The following is a 25277-nucleotide window of genomic DNA, read 5'->3' as shown; positions in this document are numbered from 1 at the left end:
ATTGTAGTATTAAGATTTACCCAAAAATTGATTAATTTGAAGTTGCAGTTTTTCTCGTAATTGCTGCGCCTCTCGATAAGCTGCTGTATGTCCTTTATTTGACTGGGTGTCTAATCCTGCTGGTTCTAAAGGCTGAATAAAGTAACGCAGACGAGTTTTCATTGCCCAAATTCCCATTGAGGGAAACAGAACTAAGACAAACATCAAAGGCGAGAAAGGCAAAAATGGTAATTTGACTAATCGTTGTAATTTGGTGAAATTAACAGCCCAAGGATGCAGAAATTCACTGCCGATGCAAACGACTGGGAGAATGGGAATATGATAGCGATCGCTCAACTGAATAAAGCTGACATCAAACTTTTGCAGTTGATAGCGTCTTTTCCAACCTTTGACAAGTCCGCGTATACCTTCGGGTGCATATAAGAGAATTTTCCCTTCAGCCATTGCCGCCTCAAAATCATCTAATTCGGCTCGCACACCACCTAAAACCTGTGACCATTTAGGCGGTAGCCACCAAATCACCCAAGGATGCTCAAATAATGCTGTACTTGCTATGGGTTGTAATACCCATCCTTTGGCTTCACTTAATAAATAACCCAAGGTCAAAAAGTCCCAAGGAAAACACATCCCGGCGTGATTCATGGCCACAATCAATGGCCCTGTTAGCGGTAAGTTTTCGACTTGTTGTAATTCTCCCCGAAAATAGTATTTAACAATGGGGGCGAGAATTTCTGAGCGAAAAGCTTGTTGATATTTGGGATCGAATTCACCAACTTCTTTTCGGGGTGAACGAAAACCCAGACGCAACCAACGAATTAAAATCGCCAGATAAAATCCGCCAGGAATTAAAAATAATCCATATTCTAGCCAATTCCAACCATCTGGATCGGTGTGATAGTGCTGCCAATGGCGGTTGAATAAAATTAGCCAGCCTGGAGGATACCAAAGACAAAACCAATCAAACCAGCTAAATATATAGCCTTCACTTGGTAGATTTTTCAGTTGACTGTTTAAGAGACTTTCGGAGTGTTGATTAATCAAAACAGTTTAATATGATTAAGTAAAAATATTTTGGTTTTTCAGTAATTATTATGCCAAAGTAATAAAGAAAATGCATTTAATAAGCATCTAACTCTAAAATTTTCAACAGTTCGTGTCCTTTTATTCCCCAACTTCTCTACGAGATGCACTGTTAGGTCAGCCAAGTTTTAAGGTGATAGGACTTACGCATAGGTAATGGAAAATCAATCGAACCACAGAGACACAGAGAACACGGAGAAATAAGAGTTTGAGAGGTATTTGGCGTAAGTCTTGGGTGAGTAATTGTCGCTCTGGGTGTAGTTCGCACTTATCCTTATTCATTCTATAGTAATCCTATAGGACTCCTATTTGATTGTTGAAATACACGTAGGGTATGAAAGCTTAAAATAGTGCATTAGACGTAGGTTGGGTGGAGTGGAGCGCAACCCAACATATAGGACTCATATCTGATTTTTGAACAAGATTTCAGATAAAACCCTTATAAAACAGGATTTTCAGTCTCAGTAAGTTTTCAGAAGTCAAATCGGAGTCCCATATATCAGGATGTTGGGTTACGCAAAGCCTCCACCCAACCTACAATTTTTTTACTGCCACTCGTACAGAATTCAGAATAAATTCTGACTCCTGAATTCTGTTTCGATAAATTAAAGTGCCATGTTTGACGACAAGTCGCTGTGCATCTACACACTGAATATCAATACTTATTTTGTTGTATATGTCACAAAAATATCCTTTTTCATCTCTACTTCTGCTGGGGCATCTGGATTATAAGCTGGTGATAATAAAAAACTAGCAAATGATGGTAAAGGAACTCCAGTTTTAGAGTTACATGAAGGATAAAATAATGTATAAAATGGCTCGGCTACAGAAGGAGTTCCAAGTTTAACTTCCATAGCTGTTGCTAAAGCCTGAGCGCGGCTTTGAGCGTCTTTCATTGCTGATTGATAAACTGAACTCTGCAAAGCCTGACAGTCATTGACTGCGTACTCTACACCTACACTCTTAATAGATATATTTTCAAGTTTGCTCGTGGATTTGTTTGCTGTAGCAACAATTTCCTGGATGCGAGCCTCCAAAGGAGGATCTGCGCTAACGCGCGTTGGTTTTTCCAGTTTAACCAATATCTTGGCGTTATTTTCGGTAGGATTCGTGTTAATTTGCACTTGAATTTTATCAGCACTAATCCCTTTGGCAATTAGGCTATCTACCACAGGCTGGAGAGTTGCTTTAGTTAGAGATTTTTTGTTTGGTAAAGGTTCTGCTGGTGTTTTTTCATTTAAGAGTAAAGTCAGTGAAGATAGTCGGCGAGTTTCTGGGAAGGCTGATGGTTGCGTTTGTAACTCATCATTGCTACCTCCGCTACTGAATACCAGTTCAATATCCGCCGTATCTGCTGGCACTCTCACTGCCCCTTGACCGATTACCATTAATGAATGGCGATCGCTTGCTGGTGGGTAAAATAATTGGGCATTGGTGACTTTGGGTGTTAATGCTCCCACACCGACAGTCACAGTCATACTTACCAGCATTAAAGCAGTTATTTTTCTCATGTCCTGGGAATTTCCTTTGAACTTAGTAATTGTCAAAGTTTACACCTCAAGAGGAATATACTGAAAGCCATTCGGGAGTATTCAGGCAAGGAAGAAACAGAGATTCAGCTGCTTTTTGCAACATCAGCTGTCCAGCAGCCATGATCCGCCCAAGTTCCATGCAAGCTGCGTGTAGCTAGTCTTCCCCCCAAACCACGCGATTTTTCCACCACTACCACCGAATATCCAGCTTGACTTAACTGCTGGGCGCAGACTAAACCGGCGATTCTGGCACCAATTACTGCAATATCAGTCATGAGTCAATAGTCCCTAGTCATTGGTTATTAATTATTGGTCATTAGTTATTCGTTATTATCAAAGGACAAAATTATTACTAATGACTGCTGAAAGCTAATAGTAGAATAAGGTACAGAAAGCTGCACGGAAGGGAGGATAGGAAATTGGATGAAATGAGGGCGGCGCTAGAGTTAGCGACCGAAGAAGAATTGCAAGACTTAACGGCAATTCTATTTAGTCGCAAGTTCAATCCCCTAGACTATGTACACACACCTGAACCCATCGAAGTTCAAAGCCAAGACCGCAAAGCTTGGTTAGATTCACTAGAGGGCCGTTTCCGGTTTTTGGCGGCAGATGGGATAACGGTATTACGGGGACGGACAGGCCAGGTAACTTACCGACAAGCGTTAGTTCAAGTATGTAAGTATCTAAAAATTCGCTATTCTAATCAGCTGGCAACTATTGATTTAGAAGCAGAAGTATTTTTACATCTACTAGGACAGGTGTGGAAAAAATTACCTGAACAGGAAAAACAGAAATTGACTCTTCGGGTGCAGCGTCACCTGATCACATCAGAACTAAAAGAACCGCTACCACTTTTATTACAGCCTGACCCCTTGGGGTTGCTTTTCAAAGGCGGTAGTGCGATCGCCGTTACTACTATTCTCCAGCCATTTGTACTTAAGCAAATTGCCCGTCAATTTGCCATCCACTTTGCTACTTATGAAGTAGCCAAACAAGCGGCAATTACAGGCTCAGAAGCAGCTGCAACGCAATTCCAAAGCTATGTAGCAATGCAAATGGCGCAACGGGGTATGACAGTGAGTGCAGCTCGTTATGGAGCAGCCCGCACGATGTTTGCTGTAATTGGGCCGATTATGTGGACTTGGTTTTTTGCAGATTTAGGATGGAGAGCGATCGCTACTAACTATGGTCGAATCATCCCTACCATCTTTGCCTTAGCTCAAATTCGCCTCACTCGCGAGGAATGTTGGGAGCCAGCTTGAACAAGGTTTTTGACTATTTCAAATCTCGTTGGCAATCTTCTTGGAACTACTCTCTATGGGCACTGTTAATCTTCCCATTGAGTCCTTTAGTAGGGGCTGTGACTGTAGGTTTTGTCTCATTAATCACTTGGTTGAAACAATCCCGCAAAATTAATCGCCGCCCCCTCAACTGGGGATTTGCCCTTTTGAGTGTGTTGCTGATCGTGAGTGCTGGCTTTGCCCAAGATAAGACAGCAGCTTTCCTCGGCTTATTTAATTTCTTACCATTCTTTTTACTTTTCGCTGCCCATAGCGCCCTAATTCAAACATTTGCCCAATTGCGGCAAATGGCTTGGGCTTTGGTAATTGGTTCCATGCCAGTAGTAATTATCGGCTTCGGACAGTTATTTTTAGGCTGGAGTTTTAAGTTCGAGATTTTTTGGGTTGTGTTGAGTTGGACAGTCAGACCGGGAGGAAACCCCCCAGGTCGTATCGCCTCATTTTTCCTGCACGCTAACACCTTCGCAGCTTATCTAACAATAGTTTTCATCCTTGGTCTAGGGTTGTGGCTTGAACAATGGGCAGAGAGGCAGAGGGGCAGAGGGGCGGAGGGGCGGAGGGGCAGAAGGGAAAGACTTACTGCAACTTTTCCTCTACTTTCCCAATCCCCAATCCCCAGTCCCCAATCCCCAATCCCCAACCCCCAGTTCCCAATCCCCAATCCCCAGTCCCCAATCCCCAGTCCCCAATCCCCAATCCCCTTTATCTTCCTCACTGTGGCGGTAATTGCGGATTTCATTGCCTTGATTTTTACCAACTCACGTAATGGATGGGCGATCGCTATTTTTGCCTGTTTAGCTTATGCACTTTACCAAGGTTGGCGCATTCTTGTAGGTGGCGTTGCTGCGATCGTTTCTAGTGTGCTTTTGGCAGCTTTTGCTCCCTCACCAGTCGCTCACATTTTTCGCTGGGTAGTGCCTGCATTCTTTTGGGCTAGGTTAAATGATGATATGTATCCAGATAGACCAGTGGCTTTGATGCGAAAAACTCAGTGGGAGTTTGCCTGGTCTTTAGCTCAACAACATCCTTTGACTGGCTGGGGATTACGCAGTTTTAGTACACTTTACAACGCAAAGATGCAGATTCCCTTGGGTCATCCCCATAACTTGTTTTTGATGTTATCTGCTGAAACTGGTTTTCTCAATGCTTTGTTATTTTGTGGCTTACTAGCTTGGATTTTGATTACAGGTGTCCAATTACTGCAAAAGTCAAAATATCTAAATACAGGGGACAGATTGATATTTTTCAGTTATCTTCTGGCTTTTAGTGGGTGGATTTTATTAAATACAGTAGATGTCACCCTCTTCGATTTTCGTTTGAATGCGCTTTCATGGTTAATTGTGGCTGCCATTTGTGGAGTAATAGATCGCTATAGCCAAAAAGACAGACTGGGATCTCATCAAAATTAGCAATGGTTTTTTTTCAGTGTATGCACTGGGGACATCTAGCGTTTTAAGTTACTAATATTGCTATATTCACGTCTGTGACTGTGAGTGTGACTAATACCTAATTAGTCACTGTTGCTGATTGTTGGGAAGGTGTAGGGACAACCCTTTGGGGTTTTCCTGCATGACGGGCATCTCTTGTAGATGCCCTTTTGTATATTTATTATTTTTCTTCGGTTAAGCACAAATAAAACAGGAGTCAGAATTCAGAATTCAGAATACTCTACTCATAAAGAGATAGAGTTTTAAGGCGAGAATATTTTAATTTTTTTCGCCCACCAGGGGCGAAAGCGCGTAGCGGGACGTTCGCGGTAGCGTCTCGTAGAGAAGTACGGTTTTAACCAATATTCATTACCCACTCGTACAGAATTCATACTGAATTCTGACTCCTGAGTTCTGAATTCTTCTTATAAAAAAATATTCAATCTGACGGAATATCTGAAAAGATTTTAGCTTTCATCAAGGGATGTCAAACATGGTTACTGAAATTAAATTAGGTCTTTGTAACCCGCCAGAACCTATTTATTTGCATGTGAAAAGTGGAGAATTAAACGGGGAATCTTACTTGTGGTATAACTACGATATAAATAACGATCAAACTATTCCTGTCCACAAAACAGGGCTAATTGGTTATATATCTGAACTGAAATTAAAAACGACAGAATTTAAGGGAAAGGACAACGTTAAATTACACATCGTTGTGAGAGCGGATGAAATTTATGTTGTGAGGACTGGGATAGAAACGAATTTTGCTAAAACTTTCCTTTTAGCCGTATCCCAAGTCCAGGACTTTTCCAAGCCCCTGATTATCGCTGCAATTGCTGGAAAAGAGAATGTGGTTTTTTGTAACCTCTACGATGCGGAAACTAAAACCAGAATTCGCTCTGAGTGGAATAGAGATGCTGATTGGCTAGGAATTATTGATAGTGTTCAAACTAAGTTGCAAACATCTATAAATTCCCATATTGTCTCTGATGAGGCAATACTGTTCTGAATAACTTAGGAATGATGTGAATTTTCGCTATGGCTCTAAGCCTTGGCGACGTTTTTCTTGGATGACTTGTTGTAGCTCATCTACTGAATTTAGACGTTTGCCATTAGACTGGACGTGTAATGCTAAAGCGTGAATTGCTTCGGCATCGCCACGATTTTGTAATATATAATCTCGCAATTGCTTGCGTGTCATTTCTCTAAAGTTAGGCTTATTCATAATCAACCTCTCCTTGTAGATTAATTACTACAACTGTTTCTTCACCTGCTATTACTACGATGTTATCTGTTCGCTCATCTAAGGTAACTAGGTAAATTGGGAGATACATTCGCGTTAGCCAAGTCAAGACTCTATATAACTGTTTCAATTGTTCTGAGGTTGGCTCCATTTCACCATTAAACTTAGGCTAAACGCAAGTTTAAACTTTATTATAACTACCATGTCTGGCGACAAGCCGACAAGCCGCAAATCTTGAAGATGCCCCCTGTAGCTTGCTTCGACCTCGAAGTATGCGTCTTGGCATCCAGTATTCTGATTGGCATTAAAACTATAGATAACCCTTATGGTGTAAGCTCTCGGTAAAATGGGTATGTCGGTAACGAAAAAAAAGACGCATCTATAACCAATCTTATGCTCACAACAGCTAACTTTCTTCAATACACCCAATGGATAGGTATAGCTACCCTAGTATTTGCTGCCTTAACATTTTTGGCTTTTGTTCTCAAATGGGGCATTCGCTTTCGGCTGGTGGGTGCGACTGGCTTTATGGTGGTGCTGACTAGTGGTTTATTTGCACTCTCAATAGTGCCCTTGAGTCGGACTGTGATTCCAGGGTCAGTACACTACACTCTAGTTTATGACAATGGGTCAACAAAAGCGGTGATTGCCACATCACCCCAAATTACACCCACAGAATTAGAAGCAACTTTACGTCAAGCAGCTAGTAATCTCTTTTCTTATGGTCGTTCTGGTACACGAGAAGACGAAAATTTGACAGTTCGCGCCCGTACCATTATCCACCGAGAAGAAGGGATTTCTGTACCAGTTTACTTGGGAGAGGTCAAGCGATCGCTCGTTTCTCATCAAAATTCCCCAGTAACAGTCAAAATTTACACAGAGAATTTCGCCCAATTACCAAAACCTACCGCTTAAGAAGCAGGGGGCAGGGAGCAGGGGAGCAGAGGGGGAGAAATTCTTCCTAATTCCCAATCCCCAGTCCCCAATCCCCAATCCCCAATCCCCAATTCCCAGAGAAAAAATTAATTTACCTGTTATCAGGATGACAAAATTTATTTTGTATTTACTGATACATTAATGGTTATTTTTAGATTAAGATATTCACACTTTAGTGGTTCTACTGTGGTAAAAGGTTAATCAGCGTGCAGGTAATGGGTACTGACAGTTGTGATTTGTTAGTTGTTGTCCTAATTACCACTGTTGCCATTTTCACAAGTCTTTGCGGTAAATCAATCAGTTGTCGCGGCATATAGTCGCACACACCTAATTATGCATCTGTAGCTCAGGATTCCATAAAATAGCATGACCACTTACACATTATCAATTCTCAATTGCTTTTCTTGAGAATCTGACAATGGTAATGTTAATTAGTTATACGGTTATTCAAAACTTTGATAGTTCGGAATTTCAGGTTAATGGACATTTATAGATTCAAGCAACGTCGTCAAACTACTCAATCAGTCGTCGGCAATAGGCTTTGTCTATTTCATTACTTGGCTCAAATCTAGATGAGTCAGTATCAGCTTGGCAACAAGTATCCCTGATTACCAGTCTATTTGATTAAGAAGTATCAAGGTTTTGGCAAACTAGATTATATGTCCAATAAAATTTCTACTCAACCTTCTTTGTCTACTCAAACCTCTAGTTCATCATTATTGACGCTGACAGTTTCCCCTGCAAAAGTAATCCGTGGTTCTGGGGTGTTGCAAGCAGCCGCAGTAGAGATTGCCTATTTAGGAAGTCGTCCCTTAATTGTGGCAGGTAAGTCTACTCTCGCTATCAGCCAAGAAAAGTTACAACCCGTTTTAGAAGCGCAACAATTACATACTGTTCAAGCTTCTTATGGCGCAGATTGCTGCGAAGCTAGTCTGAAATCTTTACAGAAAAGGGCGAAAGAACATAAAGCTGATGTAATTATCGGTGTTGGTGGCGGCAAAGCCTTAGATACAGCGAAATTAGTCGCGCAGCAGTTAAAGTTGCCAGTGGTGACAATTCCGACTTCCGGGGCTACTTGTGCAGCTTGGAGTGCCTTATCGAATGTTTATTCGGAAGATGGGGCGTTTCTGTATGATGTCGGGCTATCTCGTTGTCCCGATTTACTGATTCTCGATTATGACTTGATTAAAACTGCACCCCAACATACTTTAATTGCTGGAATTGGTGATGCGATCGCGAAGTGGTATGAAGCCTCAGTTAGCAGTGGACATTTGCAAGACACTTTAATTATTGCCGCAGTGCAACAAGCGCGAGTTTTACGAGATATCCTCTTACAAAAGTCAGCCGCCGCCCTAAAAGAACCAGGTAGTGAAGTTTGGCGAGAAGTTGTAGACGCAACTGTTTTACTCGCCGGGGTAGTTGGGGGACTTGGAGGGGCGCAGTGTCGCACAGTTGCCGCCCATGCCGTGCATAACGGTTTAACTCATATTTCAGGGCATGGTAGTATTCATGGCGAAAAGGTTGCTTTTGGAATTTTGGTGCAACTGCGTTTAGAAGAAATGCTCCAAGGCAATCAATTAGCAGCATCAGCACGACAACAGTTGTTAAAGTTCTACACAGAAATTGGACTACCCCAAAAATTAAGTGATTTGGGATTGGGCAATATTACATTAGGCGAGTTGCAAACATCTGCCGAAATTGCGCTAATTCCTAATTCTGACATCCATCGACTACCGTTTAAAGTCGCATTGGAACAGCTGATGGCAGCAATGGTTTCTACCACTGCACCTATAGATAGTAGAGATACGACAAATCGAGTTTCGCCCAAGGGAATGAGTGACGAGGTTGAAGAATGAGTTTAAATTGGATTGTCCCAGCAGAACGCATACAAAAACTACCACCTTATGTATTTGCCCGTTTAGATGAACTCAAAGCTAAAGCACGGGAACAAGGTTTGGATTTAATTGATTTGGGTATGGGAAACCCTGATGGTGCAACACCAGCACCAGTTGTAGAAGCGGCGATCGCCGCTTTAAAAGATCCCGCCAATCACGGTTATCCGCCTTTTGAAGGCACAGCTAGTTTCCGCCGTGCCATCACCAACTGGTATCATCGCCGTTATGGTGTGGTTCTCGATCCCGATAGCGAAGCTTTGCCACTGCTGGGTTCTAAAGAAGGATTAACTCATTTAGCACTCGCCTACGTTAACCCTGGTGATTTAGTTCTAGTTCCTTCCCCCGCTTATCCTGCACATTTCCGGGGCCCGGCGATCGCTGGTGGGAAAATCCACAGTTTGATTCTCAAACCAGAGAATGACTGGTTAATAGATTTAGCTGCCATTCCTGACGAGGTTGCTAGACAAGCTAAAATTCTCTATTTCAACTATCCCAGTAATCCCACCGCCGCCACTGCCCCCCGCGAATTTTTTGAAGAAATCGTCGCCTTTGCCCGTAAATACGAAATTTTGCTGGTGCATGATTTGTGTTACGCCGAGTTAGCTTTTGATGGTTATCAACCCACCAGCTTGTTAGAAATTCCTGGTGCGAAAGATATTGGCGTGGAATTTCACACCTTATCTAAAACCTACAATATGGCTGGTTGGCGCGTTGGGTTTGTGGTGGGTAATCGCCATGTCATTCAAGGTTTGCGGACACTGAAAACTAACTTGGATTACGGTATTTTTGCCGCCTTACAAACAGCAGCCGAAACAGCTTTACAACTGCCAGATGTGTATTTACACGAGGTACAACAACGCTACCGCACCCGCCGGGATTTCCTGATTCACGGATTAGGGGAGTTGGGTTGGGATATCCCCAAAACCAAGGCGACAATGTATCTTTGGGTAAAATGTCCCGTTGGCGTTGGTTCCACAGATTTTGCTCTGAATGTGTTGCAACAAACTGGTGTTGTTTTGACTCCAGGTAATGCCTTTGGGGTTGCAGGTGAGGGTTATGTCAGGATCAGTTTGATTGCCGACTGCGATCGCTTGGGTGAAGTTTTACATCGCTTTAAGCAAGCTGGCATCCGCTATCAACCGGAGGCTGTAGCCTCGATTTCACAATAGAGATAAGTAGTCGGATAGAATTAATTACACAATGTTATTGCGAATGGAGCGAAGCGGAATGAAGCAATCGCAAGGGCTGAGATTGCTTCGCTTCGCTCGCAATGAGTGTAAATATTTTTGTCTATCTACTTAGCAATAGAAAGCCCTCATATTACTTTGAGGGCTTGGCACTTCTTTGCTAGCTATCGACTCAATTCTTTTTAACCAGGAAGAAGCGCAATCTGGGTAACATCAAAGTTTTCTAGCCGAGTCATATTTCCACTCTTTTTATCGATGTTATACACAGCATTAGGTGGGTTATACCTCGTAGCTCCAAAGGCGAGGAGTTGCCCTGTTCCAGAGCAAACTAAGTTTTGTAAGCCATTATTCCATGCCTGACCATTAACTTTCAATTGTGCCAGTACAGTCGGCTTTTCTTGATTTAAGCCTAGTTGCACCAGACTTGTTTCACCGTGCCGTCCAAGTAAAGACGTATAGAAATTTCCATCTGGGCACTCAGCTAGATTCCTAACCCGCTCATCCTTCGGGATTGTAATCTCATTAAGAGGACTTATCGTTCCTGTTTGCAGGTCAACATCTACCAATGTGATCGGTGGTGTACCGTTCTTGTCACCTACTAAACCGATGAGTCGTCCATCATTAGTGCCTAGCAAGCTCCCAAGCTGTTGATTCTCATTAAGTCCTGAGACTCTCAAAGTTTTTACAGAAGACGCACTCAAAAATATCAGGCGAGTATGTGTCGCTTTTCTCCTACTAGTCGCAACAGGAGTAATGGCTACAACAAGTGTGCCATCCCTTAAAGAAGTAAAGCCATTCAATATTTCATTAGCCTCTAATAAAGGCGTACCGTTATCTACAATTACTTGAGTACTTCCTGTAGTTAAGTATCGCAAAACAAGTTCTAGTCCTACAGGCTTCATATCTGTGGTTACACTGATTGGGTGAGTGGGATATAATTCAGTTTTTTTTACTTCTGGAATAGCCGTTGGATCAGTGGGGATAGAGGTAGAACCTATACCGACAATATTTAAAGTCGGTGTTGTCGCCAAGACTTTGTTAGTTAGATAACTAAACCCAGATACTACAGTTCCAGCAAGTACCAACTGGCCAAATTGGCGACGTGAGAGCTTGTAACCCATATTTATCCTCCTAGAATTAATGACTTTTATTAGGTAGCAGTGTGAATATAAACAGGTAAGGCTAAGATAGTTGCGTCCAGGTTGCTACTGATGGTGTGCCATTGTTGTCACTAATAAAAAGCATGTACCAGCCTGGTGGTGCGATGTTTTGATTGTTTGTTAGTGTGACATTGAGAGAAGTGGCATTCCTAAAATTAATGGGTACATCCACTAACCTTTGTTCTGTATCGGAGGAATGGGTAGGTGCCATTGGTTTCATCAGACTAACCCATTGAATATTCGCAGCTTGGGGTGTCTGAATCGTAAATTGCAGCCCGTAACTCAATGCTTGAGGGGCACTCTGAATAACTGGTCGCGATCGCGACATGTAGGCAGGACTGTAGATTTCTAATCGCAGTTCATCGACAGTCCGTTCAGGGTTCCCCCCAGCTGTGACTACCCTACCATCTGGTAGGAGCAAGGCTACCGAGTGATATACGCGGGGGACATTTTGTTTAGCTACTACTGTCCAGCTATTTGTGACTGGACTGTAGATTTCTGCTGGCAGCATTGATTGTGTTGTGTCCTCATTCACTTGGCTACCATTGCAAACAAACACTGTGCGATCGGGTAATAAAACTGCGCTCAGATGCATCCGAGCATAGTGTAAATTTCTTGATGGGTAGTAAGTTGGGTTAGGCTTATTTAGCAAGGCAATATTCACCCTGTTTATTGCCGCATTAGGACTAGTATTACCCTCAACACCAGAAGTAGTATTACCCCCACCTATAATCATTACTGCTTGGTCTTGTGCAGGTGGTAAAAGCACGCTGGTAGCTTGATTACCACAATCTGGGAATTGCAACCCTGGCACCACTTGTTCTGTAATGGATTGTGTAAATGTCCCTGGCAGGGTTAATATCCTTGGTGCCACTGTAGTGGCGCCCATTTGAGCACCGGAATAAAAGACGCTCCCATTACTTAGTAGAAATAGTTGTGCGTATTGCGGTAAGGCGCTACCTCTTGGAAAAGCGTTCCAACCATTTGGAAATGTCGGAGAATAAATTTCTGGTTGTTGGTTGAGGTTGCCATCTATACCAAGCCCAGACACGGCTAATATCCGACCACTGCCTAGTGTTAACAGAGTAGGATACCAGCGGCCATTATTCATTGATGGCATGTTGATCCATTTTTCGGCAATGGGATCAAACATCAGAGCATTGGGTAAACCATAGAATGGATCGTACTGCAGAGTTCCACCCGCAACCATTAACATCCCATTGGGGGTGAAGGAGTGACCGGCGCAAAAAAGGTCAATAGGTTTATTATTACTATTCAATGGAGGCCCTTGATAGATAAAGGTTCCCGCATTTACATCCCATAACACACTGTTGTATGGAGTATTTAAATGACTAGGATCGTTACCTGAGCCACAGAAAAATAATATTTTACCAGTATGAAAGAGGGCGGCATGTATGGGTAGGATTGGGGCTTCATACGACAATACTTGCCATGTGTTTCCTGCGGTGCCAGCCTGAGCTATGAGAGTCCCTGAATCTGTTTCCTCTAGAAGGGTAGTCTGATTATTAGGTTGAGTCATTTTATTTACAATAGTTACTACGTAAGTTTTGTTTTTGTTCTTTCAGTAATTTCTTCATATTTATATCTACTTATTCTTTAGGCTCATTGAGTGTTAAGATATGATGTTTTTTATAACAAGCTAAAGTAAAATTCGTTGTGTCAATAGTAATTAAGCTTTGAATATAGTGCTTCCCGACCTACTAAGAGGTTGTTTGAAAAATCTAATTTATTACTTGCCTCGGCGATTGAAAATCTCGGCTACACAGGCAAAATCTGCCTCAGAAGGATACTAAAAAAGTGTCCCCTGCCTCATAATTGTCTAGAGTGAGTGAATCAAAACATGACTAAGCTGATCGAATACGAAGAAGCCAGCGACGAAGTACGTGCAGTGTATGACGACATCCGCCTTACACGTCAGAATGACTACATAAATAACTTCTGGAAAGCCATAGCTAACCATCCGCCCACACTGCAACGAACGTGGCAAACCTTAAAGGAAGTGATGGTTAGTCCTGGTGAAATTGATCCACTGATACGCGAACTGATTTATATTGCCGTGAGTGCAACCAATGGCTGTGAGTATTGCATCGCCTCGCACACAGCAGCAGCACGTGCCAAGGGTATGAATGATACTATGTTCGGGGAACTAATGGCGATCGCAGCCACAGCCAATATGACCAATCGCCTCGCCAATGGCTATCAAATTCCGGTGGATGAGAAATTCAAGACGTAGGAGTTTAGCCTTGTCTATTAGTGTCAACTTAAGCTAAAACCCTTTTCAAATCTCCTTTCCAGCCTGAGGCTGGAAATACTGCTCCTGGCGGTTCTGCTGCCAGTAAGAGAGGCGGCAGCCCCAACGACGAGCATTCCCAGTCGGAGACTGGGAACGAGGAACGAGGCAATCTAAAATCCCCGTCTGAAATGTCTTTAATTTTGAATTTTGAATTTTGAATTTTGAATTGTTAATATGCCCAAGGTTCAGATTAACGGGATTGATTTGTTCTACGACATTAAGGGAACAGGTGAGCCTTTGCTATTAATAGCTGGCTTTCTTTGCGATCATGCTTATTGGTCGCTGATTATGCCATCGCTGGTTTCGCAGTATCAAGTCATTCGCTTGGATAACCGAGGTATGGGGAGAAGTTCTGCTCCCGAAAGCCCTTATAGTCTGAAGCAGATGGCTGGTGATGTTGCAGCCTTACTCGATCGCATCGGGATTAATCAAGTGCATCTAGCAGGGCATTCAATGGGTAGTCAGATAGCCCAAGAACTAGTATTAGCACACCCTGAAAAGGTAAAAAGTCTGATGCTACTTTCATCTTTGGCAAAGGGTGATGCCTTATTCAACAGCATCATCGAGACTTGGGGCGAACTTCCTAGTAATGTAGACCTCAAACTTTATGAAAAAGTCATATTGCCCTGGATATTTACAGATGCTTTCTACTCAATTCCTGACATGATTGAAGGTCTGATTGAATTTGCCATCAGATATCCTTTCCCACCGACAACTCATTCACTCTATCATCACAGCCAAGCCATCCTTAACAGTGACACAACAGACCGTCTCCAACAAATTCATTGTCCTACCTTAGTTTTGGTTGGTAAACAAGATATTCTCACCCCGCTCAAGTTTTCCCAGCAACTTGCTCAAGGTATTCCTAATGCTAAACTTGTAATCATCGAACGTGGTGGTCATGGCTTCTTGATTGAGTCGCCGGATGCTGTGGTTTCAGCTATGCTTGATTTTCTGGGGAAGTTGAAGCCAGCGTATAGCAATTTTGGATTTTAGATTTTGGATTTTAGATTACTTCGTGAACTACCCACACTTTACCGTCAGGTCAATGTGGGCTTCCTGTCCTACAGAAAGCGCAGTAGTAGATTACTTACGTCCTCTGCTATACAAAACTTGGCTTGCTTGTAAAGCTGATCCGTGGTTTGATTAAAATACGGCATCTGAGTCAACTTAGTGTATTTTGTTGACGAATCAATTATCTTGTCAGCCACAAAGTAAATATAAAACTTTCCATGCCTATCCAAACCATTGGTATCTTAAGTCCTGGTGATATGGGACAAGCGATCGCAGCTGTTCTCAATCAACATGGATTGAAAACTATTGCAGCCCTAAACGATCGCAGTAAACGAACTCGGCAACTAGCAGCCGCAGCCAACATTCAAGATGTGGGTTCTCTCACGCAACTGGTAATTGAATCTGATGTAGTGTTGTCAGTTCTAGTACCCGCAGCAGCTACCCAAGCAGCGCAGCAAGTAGCTGAGGCGATTAGCAATGTTGGTAAACCCATTCTCTATGTTGACTGTAATGCGATCGCACCCCAGAAAGTTATCAGTATCGGCCAACTCATTGAATCAGTTGGGGGAACATTCGTAGATGGATCAATTATTGGCCCACCACCGCGAGTTCCCAATCGCACCCGCATTTACACTTCCGGAAAACAAGCAAATCAACTCCTACAACTGCGGGATCATGGCTTAGATGTGCGAGTGATTGGTGATGAAATTGGTCAGGCTTCCGGGTTGAAAATGTCCTACGCCGCCCTGACAAAAGGACTTACAGCAATCAGCACAGAATTACTAATTGCAGCCCATCGTTTAGGCTTGGATAAAGAACTATGGGATGAAGTATCTAGTAGCCAACCAGAACTTGCTAGCATATTAACCCGTTCCATTCCATCGATGACACCAAAAGCCCATCGTTGGATAGGAGAAATGGAAGAGATTGCAGAAACCTTTAAAGAGTTGGGTCTAACTGAGCGCATTTTTTACGGAGCAGCCGACGTTTACCGTTTGGTAAAAGAAACCTCCTTGGGCAAAGAAACACCAGAGGAGTCTAATCGCGATCGCCCGTTGAGTGAAATCATTACCATCCTTTCCGATGAAGCACGCTCTGACACCTAATCTTGAGTATTTTAAAGGAGTAGATGGGGTAAAAAGCGATAATCTATGAATCAAGAGCAATGGACTGCGGTAGATCGTTACTTTACCGATCTGCTTGTACCGCCAGACCCCGCACTAGATACAGCCCTCCAGACTAGCGCCGCCGCCGGACTGCCGCCACACAACGTTTCACCGAACCAAGGTAAGCTGCTGCTACTATTGGCGCAAATCCAAGGGGCGCGAAGCATTCTGGAGATTGGTACGCTGGGCGGCTATAGTACAATCTGGCTGGCGCGGGCGTTACCCAGCGACGGCCGCCTAATCACCCTGGAAGCTGACCCAAAACACGCTGAAGTCGCCCGTGCCAATATTGCCCACGCTGGTTTGTCTAAACTGGTTGACCTCCGGCTCGGACAGGCACTTTCTACGCTGCCACAGATTGCCGCCGAGAATCAGGGGCCATTTGATTTGATTTTCATTGACGCTGACAAGCCAAGCAATCCCGAATATTTCGCGTGGGCGCTCAAGCTTTCCCGTCGTGGCAGCCTCATCATCGCCGATAATGTTGTGCGTAATGGAGCGGTGATTGATGTTGCCAGCAGCGATCCTAGCGTCCAGGGAGTGCGCCGCTTCAATGAACTGCTTGCCTCTGAGCCGCGTGTCAATGCTACGGCAATCCAGACTGTGGGCAGCAAAGGATATGACGGTTTTGCGATCGCGATCGTCATCTAATTGAGGAATAGGAAAACAGGAAATTGCCGAATATCTACTTAAGTAAAAGACTAGAGAAACATAGATTACTATGTCTATCTAGCCTGGGGAACGCATAAATCATATTTAAGATTTTCAAATAAATCTGTAATAATACTTACAATATTTTTGCTGTTGTCAACTTCCTAGCTCTGTCTGCGTGTTTCTATATTTAGAGAATAAATGTTTTAAACCCAGTCTTCTTCACCCAATCAGAGTAACTATTTATTACCCAGATGGTTCACCCGATTGGAGGAAGACGAATGATGAATATAACCTGAGATTGATAAGATGAGGAAAAGGTAAAGATTTCTACTATGACTATTCTTAACATTGCTTCTCCCCTAATTGCGATCGCAGCGCAAACCCGCCAAGCTGCAAGTAAGCTAGCGATTCTCTCTACTGAGGCAAAAAATCAAGCGATTGAAGCGATCGCTCAAGCTTTAGAATCAGCTAGAGATGAAATTTTACAAGCAAATATTGCTGATTGTAAAGCTGCTACCGCCGAAGGGATTCCCCAACCGCTTTATAAGCGATTGCAGTTGGATGAACATAAATTAAGAGATGCGATCGCTGGGGTACGAGATGTTGGTAAGCTAGCCGATCCAGTCGGTAAAGTCCAGATTCACCGCGAACTTGACACCGGTTTGATTCTCAAGCGCATCACTTGTCCTTTAGGTGTTGTGGGGATTATTTTTGAAGCACGTCCAGAGGCGGCTATTCAAATTGCTTCCTTAGCGATTAAATCGGGAAATGGTGTCATCCTCAAAGGTGGAAAGGAAGCTGTACATTCTTGTGAAGCGATAGTTAAAGCAATTAAACAGGGATTATCTCAAACTGCTGTTAATCCAGATGCGGTACATTTGCTGACAACTAGAGAAGAAACTTTAGAACTTTTGAAATTAGATAAATATGTAGATTTAATTATTCCTAGAGGTTCTAATTCATTTGTTAGATTTGTTCAGGATAATACGCGTATTCCGGTACTAGGTCATGCTGACGGGATTTGTCACCTTTATATAGATAAAGCTGCCGATCTTTCTAAAGCAGTTCCGATTACCGTCGATGCTAAAGCACAATATCCGGCTGTTTGTAATGCAATTGAAACTTTGCTAGTTCACCAATCAATTGCTACAGAATTTTTGCCAAAAGTTGCCGAGGCTTTGCAAGAACGCCATGTGGAATTAAGAGGTGATCAACGCACCTTGGAAATTTTACCTAATATCAAAACTGCAACAAAAACCGATTGGGAAACAGAATATAACGATTTTATTTTGTCCATAAAGATTGTAGACTCTATAGAAGATGCGATCGCTCATATTAACGAATATGGTTCTCGTCATACCGATGCGATTATTACTGAAGATTTAGCATCTGTAGAAACTTTCTTTGGACTGGTAAATTCAGCTAATATATTCCACAATTGTTCTACCCGATTTTCTGATGGTTTCCGCTATGGTTTCGGTGCAGAAGTAGGAGTTAGTACACAACAAATGCCTCCCCGCGGCCCCGTTGGTTTAGAAGGATTAGTGACATATAAATATCAAATGACTGGTGATGGTCATATTGTAGCTACTTACACTGGGGCTAATGCTAAGGCTTTTACTCATCAGGATTTGGAGATGACTTTTTAACTAACTCCGTGGGTTTAAGTCCCCCGGTTCAATAACCGGCAAGTTTTGGGTCGGGGTCTAAATCCCCGGACGCGACGCTCGAGTACTCGCTAACGCTGCGCTATCGCAGACTCGCTACGACAACGCTTTCACAAAACTTAATTACGAATTACGAATTACGAATTACGAATTATTTAACTGTGTGATGGTACAAAAAACTCATTTTGAATTAAAAGCGACACCTTCCTAACGCTCCACTTAAAGCGACATTGAAGTTATACCCTATTTCCACTGTTGGAAGATGACCAGGCGGGGGGTCTTTGTAGTTTGGCTCCTTCCCTGGTAAAAATTCCATTCTTCTGGTTTGGGGATTATAAGTCAATTGAAACAGCCACTCGTTTGATGGTGGTAATTTTTGCCATCCCACTTTGTCATACATCCGACGATAGTCACCCAGCGCCCTGACAATGTTCATTTGCAAGGTAAAACCTTGCTGACCATTACTGGCTACACTCCAAAGCTGATCTATTGTCCTTAAATCAGTACAGGGGAGAGTATTCATTTCATCTTGAGGAGTCATACCACTTGCTTGTGCCTTTGGTCCTGCTGCATCTAGCATCCGAAGATATGTCTCTCGGTCGGCCGATCTCCAGTCTTTAAGTTGCAAATATTCACGCAATTTACTGTAATCAACATTGCGATCGCTACGAAGTTGTACTTCATCAAGTGAGTGAGGATTAGTGGATGGGATATCTGGGGTTACTGCTACTGTAGATTTCGGATTTGTAAGTGTGTTAGTTGCTAGAAATGGCGTAGCAGTAGGTGTAGTTCCCGGCTTTGTGAAGCCATACCAGACAATTGCCCCTGCTACACTAAACAAACCCGCAATTACTAGCAAGGTTAGTAGATATATTCCTGTCTTATTATTCTTTCCCATTGTCAACAGTGTACAACCTTTATTAATCCTACACAAACTGAAAAGGTATACACACTATAAACTAGGTGTAATCTTATTATAAGATTATACTGATTAGAATACCATATTTATCTTCTTTTCGATTCGACACACTCTAGCAACTTTTTAGAATAAAATAGTCCTGCTCTAGCACGGTGTCACTCATAGCGTTTTCTAGGTCGAACTACTGGAGAATTAACTTTAAACTAATGCTTTGAGTAAAGCCTGAAGTTTAAGTTGTACCTCTGCAAACTCTTTGTCAGGATCGGAGCCAGCCACGATACCAGCACCAGCATACAATCTCGCGCGATCGCCATCAATTAATGCTGAACGAATTCCCACAATAAACTCGCAGTTTCCCTGAGAATCTATCCAACCCAGAGGCGCAGCGTATAAACCTCTCTCAAAGCTTTCATAACGACGAATTTCGGTACAAGCAACATCTCGTGCTGCACCAGCAACGGCTGGTGTAGGATGCAGTTGTCCGACAATTTTTAATGGGTGTATATTAATCGGAACTGTCGCGCTGATTGGTGTCCATAAATGTTGGATGTTAGATAATTGTCGTAGGCGGGGGGCTAATATTTGAGGTGATAAACCTAACTGAAATAGACGTTGAGTGATGAAATCAAGTACTAGCGAATGTTCATGCTTTTCTTTTTCACTATTGAGTAAGCGATTGGCATTAGCTGCATCTTCAGCAGGGGTTTTGCCTCGTGGTGCAGAACCAGCTAAAGCGTCAGTAATTAACTGTTGATTATTAATACTAATTAATCTTTCTGGACTGGCACCAATAAAGTTTTGTCCCTTACCATTGCTTGTAGAGAAAATATAACAGTTAGGATGTATTTGCCTAAGATTACTTAATGATTTAACTAAGTCAAAGTGGTTGCTTGACTTTACGTCTAATATATCTGCTAATACAATCTTACTTAAATGACTAGAACTAATTTTTTCTAAAACAGATACTACTGAACTTTTAAATCGAGCCGCATTTGTGACAGATTTCTTGTATGATTTTGCTGAGAAAAAATCTATATTAGCAGAGTAATCTTCTAAAGATTGGATAAATGCAATTTTATTTTGCAAATTATTTAACAATCTTTCAATATTTACATTTGCATTAATAATTATATTTGTTACTAATATGCAGCGCTGATTTTTTACAGCTACTTGCCAACGTGGAAGAAAAATGGTAGCAGATGGAAATGGATAATCTACTTGGGCGTTTTTATCAAAAAAACTGAAATAACAAAAAAAGTGAGGCCCAGAAAAAGGTTGGTTCGCGTTACCAAAATTAATTATACTTTTTAGACAAGATTTGATAAAATATTCTGCTTGACTAAAACGGCCTGCGCCATCAATCTGTAATTTTGCCACAGCATCAATTGCCGCGATCGCTTCTCCTTTACCTCTGTCCTCAAAGTAAAAATTTATTTCATTTGCTTGTGTAAGTTTATCCAATACAAGTAAAGGATCAACTAAATCGATCTCTTGGGAGATACTGACAATTTGCCGACAATTGTTGTTGACGCACTTTTCTTGCACCGCTACCAGAAATTGATATAAATCTTTGTGTTCTACAAAGAAGTTGTTACGACATGGTGAAACTGTCATGGATTTAACGATAGTAAATTTTTTTTAAGTTAACTTTCTAGAGTGTAATTAATCGTGGTCGTATTTTTACAGGTAACATATTAAGTTGTGATTTCACCAGCGTAGGATTTGCCTTGTTCATGGTGTTCCTAGACCCTGACAAGCTAGTTCCAGCCTTGGGCTGCAATGTGAGGGTGGGGTGTTAACAACGCAAGTTTAAGAAGCCACAGTAAAAGCGGCAGTTATTTTGATCTCATGAATATCTAACGTCTCTTTAAATTATAAAATCTCAAGTGTGAGTAATATTCTGGCAATTTAATTAATCACGACTGATGACTACCAAGCAAATTTCATATCCCAACACTAAGTTATGGATGGCAGCGATTAAACCGCCAATGTACAGCGTTGCCATTATGCCCATTTGGGTAGGAACCGCAGTGGCATTTGCCGAAACTAAAATTTTCAATGGTGTAGTATTTTCTACTTTTGTAGCTGCGGCAATCTTAATTCTTGCCTGGGAAAATATCAGTAATGATGTCTTTGATTCCGAAACAGGTATCGATCAAAATAAGCACCATTCTCTGGTGAACTTAACAGGCAATAAGCCATTAATATTTTGGATAGGAAATTTGTGTTTAGGTTTGGGGTTGTTGGGCATAGTAGCGATCGCCTTTTGGCAACATGACCTAACTGTGATCGGCATCATTCTACTATGCTGTGGTTTAGGCTATACGTACCAAGGGCCTCCCTTTCGCTTAGGATATCAGGGTTTAGGTGAGATTATTTGCTTTTTTGCCTTCGGCCCCTTAGCAGTGGAGGCAGCCTACTATAGCCAAACCCAAACTTGGTCTATGACAGCTTTAGCAGCTTCAGTGATTGTCGGCATTGCCACAACCTTAATTTTGTTCTGCTCACATTTTCACCAAGTTAAGGATGACATAGCCGCAGGCAAGCGATCGCCTATTGTCCGTCTGGGAACCCAAAAAGGTGCCCAACTCCTAGTTTGGTTCACTGCTAGCATTTATCCCCTCACCTTGCTATTTGTACTGTTGGGGATTTCTCCAGCTTGGACATTATTAAGTTGGGTAAGTTTACCCTTTGCTGTCAAATTATGCCGCCATGTCCAAGAGAATCACAACCAGCCAGACAAAGTTAGTAACTGTAAATTCATCGCCGTAGCTGTGCATTTCTGGGCTTGCTTGCTGTTGGGCTTGGGATTTATGATTTAGCAATTACTAATTGAACGCGATGTGCAACTTATTCTTAGAACCCCTCTCCAAACCTCTCCCCCAAAGGGAGAGAGGCTTTGATTCTTGCTCCCCAACGCTAGTAGGGAAGGGCTGGGGGTTAGGTTTGAAAGAAAGTTACACACGGCGTTAATTGATGCGTTATCAATTTAAATTTCGTCCATATCAGCGAAGATTTTTGCGATCGCTTACCACCAATCATGGTAAATGGGATATTCGTGAAGGTATTATCCTCCGCCTTACCGATGAATCAGGTAAACTCGGTTGGGGAGAAATTGCTCCCATTAGCTGGTTTGGTTCCGAAACCCTAGAACAAGCCTTAGATTTTTGTCGCCAACTCCCAGAAGAAATCACAGACGAGATAATTTTCTCGATCCCAGATGAGTTACCTGCTTGTCAATTTGGCTTTGAATCAGCGCAAGAGTGGGGGAGTGGGGGAGAGAATTTTATAACTCCTAACTCCTCACTCCTCTTGTACAGTGCCTTGCTAGCAGCAGGGGAAGCGGCTTTAAATCAATGGGAAACATTATGGCTGCAAGGGTATCGCACGTTTAAGTGGAAAATTGGTGTGTATGCGATCGCTGATGAACTAAAAATTTTTGAATCACTCATACACACCTTACCAGCCTTTACCAAACTGCGATTAGATGCTAACGGTGGACTCAGCTATGAAGAAGCTAACTTATGGCTGCGGACTTGCGATAATCTCAAGGCAAATGGAAAAATACCCGTAGAAATTGAATTTATCGAACAACCGCTACCCGTTGAACAATTTCAGGAGATGTTGGAATTGAGTACGAGTTATGAAACTGTGATCGCAATAGATGAATCTGTCGCCACACTTGGACAACTCGCCGCCTGTCATCAACAAGGTTGGCGAGGGATTTTTGTCATCAAGCCTGGGATAGTGGGATCACCATCTCGTCTGAGAACGTTTTGCCACCAGCATCAAATTGATACTGTATTTTCATCAGTATTTGAGACTGCGATCGCTAGACTTGCAGCACTCCAGCTAGCAGCCGAATTATCCCGAAACAACAGGGCAATTGGTTTTGGCATCGACCATTTTTTTGAACAAGAAGAAACCTGGCTTCAAAGTTTATGGAAAGACTTTTAGACTATCTTGATAACCTAACTCAGGATGATTGGCTTATCGGTTACAGCAGCCATCAATTTAATCAAATAGCTCAAGAATTATATTTAGAACTAACACAATTATCAGCGTGCAGAACACCACCAAAAATCATCTTAGCCGAACGCGAACCAATACGGTTTCTAGCAAGTTTTATTGCTGCTTGTGCAGCGAATTGCCCAGTTTTTCTTTGTAACCCCGATTGGGGAACACAAGAATGGCAACAAGTCTTTGATTTAGTACAGCCAGATATTATTTGGGGAATAGGGAATAGAAATAATTACCAATGCCCAATGCCCAATGCCCAATGCCCAATGCCCCATTATATTATGATTCCTACGGGTGGTTCATCAGGAGAAATTAAATTTGCCATTCACACTTGGGAAACTCTCATAGCATCTGTAAAAGGATTTACCGAATACTTTCAACTAAAGCAAGTAAATTCTTTCTGTATATTGCCGTTATATCACGTTAGCGGTTTAATGCAATTTATGCGCTCTTTCACCACCGCAGGTAAACTAGCTATTCAACCATTTAAAGCTGTAGAATCAGGTCAAATATTAAATATTAAACAATCAGAGTTTTTCATATCTTTAGTACCAACACAGTTACAACGCCTCCTGCAAAATCCAGAATTAACTGAATGGCTATCCCAATTTAATACTGTACTTTTGGGAGGTGCGCCAGCATGGAACGAACTACTAGAAAAAGCCAGATTTCATCGTATTCGGTTAGCACTAACCTATGGCATGACAGAAACCGCCTCTCAAATTGCTACCCTGAAACCAGATGATTTTCTAAGCGGTAAAATGAGCAGTGGTAAAATTCTTCCCCATGCAAAAGTAACTATTTGCAATCAGCAAGGCGAAATTTTAAATTACAATCAAATCGGTAATATCACCATTCATGCTCAATCTTTAGCCCTTAGTTACTATCCTCAAACTAGAGAAAATCAAGCTGATTTCCAAGTAGATGATTTAGGTTTTTTAGACGATCAAGGTCATTTAAATATAGTTGGACGTAACAGCGACAAAATTATTACAGGTGGAGAAAATATTTATCCAGCAGAGATTGAATCAGCTATACAATCCACTCAAATGGTTGCTGATATTTGTGTCATCGGCATTCCAGATAAACACTGGGGACAAGCCTTGACAGCGATTTACATTCCCAAAAAATCAGATACCTCTGCCTTAAAAATCCAAACCCTACTTAAAGACAAACTCAGCAAATTTAAAATCCCTAAATATTGGATTCCTCAACAAAACTTACCCCGTAACTCTCAAGGTAAAATTAACCGCCAACAGCTACAGCAAATAGCCACAGAATTCCTCCAAAATCCCATCACATAATCTCTCTCGACATTCTTCTCTCTGCGCCCTCTGTGTCTCTGCGGTTCGTCTCCAACCACTGAACTATCTCATCAGATAATTCCCGCTTACTTCTACTACTCACATCAATACAAACATGACGAGTAATAGCCTTAGCAACTATCACCTCACCCATAGTAATTTCGTAAGTAATTTCAAATTTCTCAACACCTATTTTTTGGGGAATTAAGCTAATCAGCAATTTATCCCCAACAAACATAGGGCGCAAAAAATCGACACTAGCATGAACAATGGGAAACCCAATAGACGGATTAATAAAAAAATCTTTGAGATTAATACTTGATGCTTCTAAAGATTCTTCATAAGCTTCATGGCAAATAGCCAAAACATTAGCAAAATAAACTACCCTAGCAGCATCAGTATCTTGAAAGCGAACCGTGCGGTTATAAGTAAAAGGCATTTTTGATAATTGAATA

Annotated in this window: 24 protein-coding genes and 1 pseudogene; 14 read left to right on the top strand and 11 right to left on the bottom strand. The window is 42.1% G+C overall.

From position 1 onward, the window contains the following. Positions 1-9: 9 nt before the first annotated feature. From V7K76_RS27790 to V7K76_RS27780, 3 genes and pseudogenes are all read right to left on the bottom strand, one after another. Positions 10-1041 (bottom strand): 1-acyl-sn-glycerol-3-phosphate acyltransferase, encoded by a 1032-nt coding sequence (locus tag V7K76_RS27790; protein WP_334953252.1) that lies wholly within the window; start codon positions 1039-1041, stop codon positions 10-12. A 701-nt stretch (positions 1042-1742) separates the two neighbouring features. Then, positions 1743-2627 carry an SIMPL domain-containing protein gene (locus tag V7K76_RS27785; RefSeq protein WP_334780281.1) on the bottom strand — a complete coding sequence of 295 codons (885 nt, stop codon included), beginning with the start codon at positions 2625-2627 and terminating at the stop codon, positions 1743-1745. A gap of 101 nt (positions 2628-2728) precedes the next feature. Continuing rightward, positions 2729-2887 (bottom strand): annotated as a pseudogene (locus V7K76_RS27780) (FAD-dependent oxidoreductase); the annotation flags it as partial. 144 nt (positions 2888-3031) lie between these two features. Between V7K76_RS27780 and V7K76_RS27775 the strand changes: the two are divergent. From V7K76_RS27775 to V7K76_RS27765, 3 genes are all read left to right on the top strand, one after another. Then, on the top strand, positions 3032-3874 hold the full coding sequence (locus tag V7K76_RS27775) for a hypothetical protein (RefSeq protein WP_334780282.1): 843 nt from the start codon (positions 3032-3034) through the stop codon (positions 3872-3874). Then, a complete protein-coding gene (locus V7K76_RS27770; RefSeq protein WP_334780283.1) occupies positions 3856-5322 on the top strand; it encodes an O-antigen ligase family protein in 1467 nt (488 codons plus the stop codon). Before V7K76_RS27775 ends, V7K76_RS27770 begins: the two co-directional genes overlap by 19 nt. 511 nt (positions 5323-5833) lie before the next feature. Beyond that, positions 5834-6352 (top strand): hypothetical protein, encoded by a 519-nt coding sequence (locus tag V7K76_RS27765; RefSeq protein WP_334780284.1) that lies wholly within the window; start codon positions 5834-5836, stop codon positions 6350-6352. 27 nt (positions 6353-6379) lie between these two features. Here V7K76_RS27765 and V7K76_RS27760 read toward each other — a convergent pair whose 3' ends face one another. Together V7K76_RS27760 and V7K76_RS27755 are read right to left on the bottom strand one after the other, a co-directional pair. Then, positions 6380-6568, bottom strand: a complete 189-nt coding sequence (locus V7K76_RS27760) for a DUF6887 family protein (RefSeq protein ID WP_334698183.1) — start codon at positions 6566-6568, stop codon at positions 6380-6382. Beyond that, a complete protein-coding gene (locus V7K76_RS27755; protein WP_334698184.1) occupies positions 6561-6737 on the bottom strand; it encodes a DUF6888 family protein in 177 nt (58 codons plus the stop codon). Before V7K76_RS27755 ends, V7K76_RS27760 begins: the two co-directional genes overlap by 8 nt. A 242-nt stretch (positions 6738-6979) precedes the next feature. Here V7K76_RS27755 and V7K76_RS27750 point away from each other — a divergent pair, with 242 nt between their 5' ends. Beyond that, complete coding sequence (locus V7K76_RS27750; RefSeq protein WP_334780285.1) at positions 6980-7501, top strand: Ycf51 family protein; 522 nt, start codon at positions 6980-6982, stop codon at positions 7499-7501. 202 nt (positions 7502-7703) lie between these two features. Here V7K76_RS27750 and V7K76_RS27745 read toward each other — a convergent pair whose 3' ends face one another. After that, positions 7704-7835, bottom strand: a complete 132-nt coding sequence (locus V7K76_RS27745) for a hypothetical protein (protein WP_334780286.1) — start codon at positions 7833-7835, stop codon at positions 7704-7706. 346 nt (positions 7836-8181) lie between these two features. Between V7K76_RS27745 and V7K76_RS27740 the strand changes: the two genes are divergently transcribed. Both V7K76_RS27740 and V7K76_RS27735 read left to right on the top strand, forming a co-directional pair. Beyond that, on the top strand, positions 8182-9378 hold the full coding sequence (locus V7K76_RS27740) for an iron-containing alcohol dehydrogenase family protein (RefSeq protein WP_334953210.1): 1197 nt from the start codon (positions 8182-8184) through the stop codon (positions 9376-9378). Beyond that, complete coding sequence (locus V7K76_RS27735; RefSeq protein ID WP_334780288.1) at positions 9375-10586, top strand: aspartate aminotransferase; 1212 nt, start codon at positions 9375-9377, stop codon at positions 10584-10586. Before V7K76_RS27740 ends, V7K76_RS27735 begins: the two co-directional genes overlap by 4 nt. A gap of 200 nt (positions 10587-10786) precedes the next feature. On the opposite strand, the gene V7K76_RS27730 is transcribed toward V7K76_RS27735, so the two are convergent. Then, entirely contained in the window at positions 10787-11725 is a 939-nt protein-coding gene (locus tag V7K76_RS27730) for a hypothetical protein (protein ID WP_334953208.1), read from the bottom strand. A gap of 61 nt (positions 11726-11786) precedes the next feature. Beyond that, positions 11787-13304 carry a galactose oxidase-like domain-containing protein gene (locus tag V7K76_RS27725; protein WP_334953206.1) on the bottom strand — a complete coding sequence of 506 codons (1518 nt, stop codon included), beginning with the start codon at positions 13302-13304 and terminating at the stop codon, positions 11787-11789. Between the two features lie 321 nt (positions 13305-13625). Here V7K76_RS27725 and V7K76_RS27720 point away from each other — a divergent pair, with 321 nt between their 5' ends. From V7K76_RS27720 to V7K76_RS27700, 5 genes are all read left to right on the top strand, one after another. Then, entirely contained in the window at positions 13626-14018 is a 393-nt protein-coding gene (locus V7K76_RS27720) for a carboxymuconolactone decarboxylase family protein (RefSeq protein ID WP_334953204.1), read from the top strand. Between the two features lie 234 nt (positions 14019-14252). Beyond that, complete coding sequence (locus tag V7K76_RS27715; RefSeq protein ID WP_334953202.1) at positions 14253-15074, top strand: alpha/beta fold hydrolase; 822 nt, start codon at positions 14253-14255, stop codon at positions 15072-15074. Between the two features lie 236 nt (positions 15075-15310). Continuing rightward, on the top strand, positions 15311-16198 hold the full coding sequence (locus tag V7K76_RS27710; RefSeq protein WP_334780294.1) for an NAD(P)-dependent oxidoreductase: 888 nt from the start codon (positions 15311-15313) through the stop codon (positions 16196-16198). A gap of 45 nt (positions 16199-16243) precedes the next feature. Next, a complete protein-coding gene (locus V7K76_RS27705; protein ID WP_334953199.1) occupies positions 16244-16909 on the top strand; it encodes an O-methyltransferase in 666 nt (221 codons plus the stop codon). Between the two features lie 335 nt (positions 16910-17244). Then, positions 17245-18561: a glutamate-5-semialdehyde dehydrogenase gene (locus V7K76_RS27700; protein ID WP_334953197.1), complete on the top strand. Its 1317-nt coding sequence runs from the start codon at positions 17245-17247 to the stop codon at positions 18559-18561. 208 nt (positions 18562-18769) lie between these two features. Here V7K76_RS27700 and V7K76_RS27695 read toward each other — a convergent pair whose 3' ends face one another. Together V7K76_RS27695 and V7K76_RS27690 are read right to left on the bottom strand one after the other, a co-directional pair. After that, positions 18770-19477, bottom strand: coding sequence for a GUN4 domain-containing protein (locus tag V7K76_RS27695; protein ID WP_334780298.1), 708 nt, complete (start codon positions 19475-19477; stop codon positions 18770-18772). Positions 19478-19696: 219 nt separating this feature from the next. Beyond that, a complete protein-coding gene (locus tag V7K76_RS27690; protein ID WP_334953195.1) occupies positions 19697-21112 on the bottom strand; it encodes an isochorismate synthase in 1416 nt (471 codons plus the stop codon). A 311-nt stretch (positions 21113-21423) separates the two neighbouring features. Here V7K76_RS27690 and menA point away from each other — a divergent pair, with 311 nt between their 5' ends. The 3 genes from menA to V7K76_RS27675 all read left to right on the top strand — a co-directional run bounded on the left by menA (position 21424) and on the right by V7K76_RS27675 (position 24822). After that, positions 21424-22320 (top strand): 2-carboxy-1,4-naphthoquinone phytyltransferase, encoded by an 897-nt coding sequence (gene menA / locus V7K76_RS27685; RefSeq protein WP_334953193.1) that lies wholly within the window; start codon positions 21424-21426, stop codon positions 22318-22320. 154 nt (positions 22321-22474) lie between these two features. Beyond that, positions 22475-23455 carry an o-succinylbenzoate synthase gene (locus V7K76_RS27680; RefSeq protein WP_334953191.1) on the top strand — a complete coding sequence of 327 codons (981 nt, stop codon included), beginning with the start codon at positions 22475-22477 and terminating at the stop codon, positions 23453-23455. Further along, on the top strand, positions 23440-24822 hold the full coding sequence (locus V7K76_RS27675; RefSeq protein WP_334953189.1) for a 2-succinylbenzoate--CoA ligase: 1383 nt from the start codon (positions 23440-23442) through the stop codon (positions 24820-24822). Before V7K76_RS27680 ends, V7K76_RS27675 begins: the two co-directional genes overlap by 16 nt. Here V7K76_RS27675 and V7K76_RS27670 read toward each other — a convergent pair. Continuing rightward, positions 24815-25261, bottom strand: coding sequence for an acyl-CoA thioesterase (locus V7K76_RS27670; RefSeq protein WP_334780303.1), 447 nt, complete (start codon positions 25259-25261; stop codon positions 24815-24817). The genes V7K76_RS27675 and V7K76_RS27670 overlap by 8 nt on opposite strands. Positions 25262-25277 lie beyond the last annotated feature (16 nt).

Origin of the sequence: Nostoc sp. (assembly GCF_036917975.1) — a bacterium.
In the GTDB taxonomy this organism is placed as follows: Bacteria; Cyanobacteriota; Cyanobacteriia; order Cyanobacteriales; family Nostocaceae; genus Nostoc.
The sequence above is the reverse complement of the archived record's forward strand: the minus strand, read 5'-3'. Positions and strand labels throughout refer to the sequence as shown.

What these genes read in the sequence shown, in the direction of transcription:
- V7K76_RS27690 (WP_334953195.1), bottom strand. Translation starts at nt 21,112, where the DNA reads ATGACAGTTTCACCATGTCGTAACAACTTCTTTGTAGAACACAAAGAT.
- V7K76_RS27710 (WP_334780294.1), top strand. Translation starts at nt 15,311, where the DNA reads ATGCCTATCCAAACCATTGGTATCTTAAGTCCTGGTGATATGGGACAA.
- menA (WP_334953193.1), top strand. Translation starts at nt 21,424, where the DNA reads ATGACTACCAAGCAAATTTCATATCCCAACACTAAGTTATGGATGGCA.
- V7K76_RS27730 (WP_334953208.1), bottom strand. Translation starts at nt 11,725, where the DNA reads ATGGGTTACAAGCTCTCACGTCGCCAATTTGGCCAGTTGGTACTTGCT.
- V7K76_RS27740 (WP_334953210.1), top strand. Translation starts at nt 8,182, where the DNA reads ATGTCCAATAAAATTTCTACTCAACCTTCTTTGTCTACTCAAACCTCT.
- V7K76_RS27725 (WP_334953206.1), bottom strand. Translation starts at nt 13,304, where the DNA reads ATGACTCAACCTAATAATCAGACTACCCTTCTAGAGGAAACAGATTCA.
- V7K76_RS27680 (WP_334953191.1), top strand. Translation starts at nt 22,475, where the DNA reads ATGCGTTATCAATTTAAATTTCGTCCATATCAGCGAAGATTTTTGCGA.
- V7K76_RS27735 (WP_334780288.1), top strand. Translation starts at nt 9,375, where the DNA reads ATGAGTTTAAATTGGATTGTCCCAGCAGAACGCATACAAAAACTACCA.
- V7K76_RS27675 (WP_334953189.1), top strand. Translation starts at nt 23,440, where the DNA reads ATGGAAAGACTTTTAGACTATCTTGATAACCTAACTCAGGATGATTGG.
- V7K76_RS27750 (WP_334780285.1), top strand. Translation starts at nt 6,980, where the DNA reads ATGCTCACAACAGCTAACTTTCTTCAATACACCCAATGGATAGGTATA.
- V7K76_RS27770 (WP_334780283.1), top strand. Translation starts at nt 3,856, where the DNA reads ATGTTGGGAGCCAGCTTGAACAAGGTTTTTGACTATTTCAAATCTCGT.
- V7K76_RS27670 (WP_334780303.1), bottom strand. Translation starts at nt 25,261, where the DNA reads ATGCCTTTTACTTATAACCGCACGGTTCGCTTTCAAGATACTGATGCT.
- V7K76_RS27745 (WP_334780286.1), bottom strand. Translation starts at nt 7,835, where the DNA reads ATGCCGCGACAACTGATTGATTTACCGCAAAGACTTGTGAAAATGGCA.
- V7K76_RS27700 (WP_334953197.1), top strand. Translation starts at nt 17,245, where the DNA reads ATGACTATTCTTAACATTGCTTCTCCCCTAATTGCGATCGCAGCGCAA.
- V7K76_RS27715 (WP_334953202.1), top strand. Translation starts at nt 14,253, where the DNA reads ATGCCCAAGGTTCAGATTAACGGGATTGATTTGTTCTACGACATTAAG.
- V7K76_RS27755 (WP_334698184.1), bottom strand. Translation starts at nt 6,737, where the DNA reads ATGGAGCCAACCTCAGAACAATTGAAACAGTTATATAGAGTCTTGACT.
- V7K76_RS27760 (WP_334698183.1), bottom strand. Translation starts at nt 6,568, where the DNA reads ATGAATAAGCCTAACTTTAGAGAAATGACACGCAAGCAATTGCGAGAT.
- V7K76_RS27765 (WP_334780284.1), top strand. Translation starts at nt 5,834, where the DNA reads ATGGTTACTGAAATTAAATTAGGTCTTTGTAACCCGCCAGAACCTATT.
- V7K76_RS27705 (WP_334953199.1), top strand. Translation starts at nt 16,244, where the DNA reads ATGAATCAAGAGCAATGGACTGCGGTAGATCGTTACTTTACCGATCTG.
- V7K76_RS27695 (WP_334780298.1), bottom strand. Translation starts at nt 19,477, where the DNA reads ATGGGAAAGAATAATAAGACAGGAATATATCTACTAACCTTGCTAGTA.
- V7K76_RS27720 (WP_334953204.1), top strand. Translation starts at nt 13,626, where the DNA reads ATGACTAAGCTGATCGAATACGAAGAAGCCAGCGACGAAGTACGTGCA.